Annotated in this window: 1 protein-coding gene; it reads right to left on the bottom strand. The window is 34.5% G+C overall.

The window, feature by feature from the left end:
• Nucleotides 1-1,649: Hint domain-containing protein (locus H3R33_RS09015; RefSeq protein ID WP_232342228.1), on the bottom strand; the 1,649-nt coding region annotated here is incomplete at its 3' end.
• Nucleotides 1,650-2,162: the final 513 nt, after the last annotated feature.

Genomic DNA, 2,162 nt, shown 5'->3' with positions numbered 1-2,162 from the left:
TAAACCATGTCTCCGGCACGGATCTCTTCTATGGCCTTCAATCCGTCTCTTGTCTCTATCATCGTCCCACAAAGGTAACAGGGTTGGGGATTATCAGTGTTCAGTCCCGGCACATAATCTATGGAATAGTTGTGATTAGTGTTTATTGTTGGATTGATGAATTGTCCTGTAGTCCCGACAGTTACGCGAGTCAATCCGTTGGTTAACCAGATGGTTTGATTGGGTGGAGGGTTGTTGTTAGTCTGATTATAGACAGGGGGGTTGTTTCCATTCAAGCAAATATTATTATTATTTGCGATATTTAATTTCCCACTTGCTGACCAGGATGTTTCATAAATCGTATCATTTTGAGACAAACCGTCGATATAATGGCCATTACTTGAAAATTCTGGCGAGAAATAAGTATTGTTTATTGACTTTCCACCTTGTTCGATCCCTATATAACCATCATAAAATTTTGAATTTTTTAGGGTGCCACCTTTTTGTATAAAAACGTTCTGCCAACTATTATTGGCAAAAATTTCAGCACCGTCTACAACCGCTCCATCTTGAATATAGATATTGTTAATGTTGAAAATATTTACTGGATCATTACCTCTGTAAATGATAATTCCGGCTCCATTTTTATAGACATTCTGTCTAATCATATTACCGGCAGGATCTGAAGCGATTTCAGAGCTGATATAAATTGAGGTGGTGCCACCCGTACCGATGATATTGATATGATCGTTGGAAATGTTATAGTTTTTTACATAGTTTTCAATATCATCCCCGGTAATCTGTTCTTGAGAAAATTGGGCGGTTCTGCTGACTGATACGGTCAGCCTGTTTGATGAAGGGTTGTATCTGTAAAGATCCGGTATATTGGGATTTGTTACTTTACTGTTGTTATTGAGGGTAAGATTGGCAGTATTATTATCACTTGATTGAAAATAAGAGTTGGGTTGATTCTTGTAACTATTGCCACTTAAACTTTGACCTCCCAGATTATAACCGCTTCTTGTAGTATTTGGGTTAAGGAATGAGTCATTATCTGAAGTGGCGGAACCGTTCATGATAACGGGGCTGGAAATAAAAGTGTTGTTGGTTGAACTGCCACCATTCATCGTAACATTTTGATTGAATATATTTGAATCCTGGAGTGTTCCACCAGTATTGATTGTAATGGCTGAATTGTTAGAGGGGCTGTTTTTGATCAAAAGGAAATTTGAACCTGAAACGGTTGCACCATTTGTAATGGTTACAGTGCTGTCAACAAAATTGATGGGTCCTGAATAGGCTTGTGATGGATCAGATGTAAGATGATTATTTGTTGATAGGCTGAAATACTGTCCGTTGGTTGAGTTTATTTTGTAGACAGTGCGGCCATCACTTAATTTAACGGCATACCAATTGCCACTATCAATGATCGGATTGTTATTTTGCAATATATAACTGTTCAGGTCTGTATTTTCGACATTTTTTAATTGATTGGAAGTCGCATTCTCTCTTGTAAGGCGATTATTTGAGAAGGTTTGAATAGAATCTTGACTGTTCTTTTCACCATAGGATGGAGGATATTGATATGAATGGACAAATGAATGATTTATTTTGAATGTATCATTATCTTTTTTATCTTTACGCAAGTAATCTTTTTTTTGGTTCGTCATCAGTGATTCTCATATAATTTTTATTATAAGCGTGTTAGAAAGTAAGTATTTGCGACATTTATTATTTAAGTAATACTTTCATGAGCATGCTATTTATTATCTAATTGATTTAATTATTATAATGTTATTAATATAATTAGTAAATTAAATTTGATAATTGAAATGTAATATCTTGAATACATTTATTATTTTTTAATAAATATTAGATTTTTATTAAAAAATAGTTAGATAGGGATTCACCCAATTTTGTTTTTCAATAAATGTATGGAAAATGACATTATGAAGTGATGGCCTGGTCGGGATATGGATTAAGTAATAAAATTGCTAGAATCAAACGGGTTTTATAAAAAAGCTGGATCAATTTATCTGATCCAGCCTTATAAGTAATATAAAACGGTATCTGTAATTTTTATTATGATGACATTATTTTTTTATGATCCAACTGGTTTTGTGAGATATACGGTCCAGCGGCGATGACCTTTACGGTAAGGATCTTCCGGCCCTTTTGCAGAA

Origin of the sequence: Commensalibacter sp. B14384M2 (assembly GCF_016101865.1) — a bacterium.
GTDB classification, from domain to species: Bacteria; Pseudomonadota; Alphaproteobacteria; order Acetobacterales; family Acetobacteraceae; genus Commensalibacter; species Commensalibacter melissae.
Note: the sequence above shows the minus strand (reverse complement) of the source record. Positions and strands in the feature narration are given on the sequence as shown.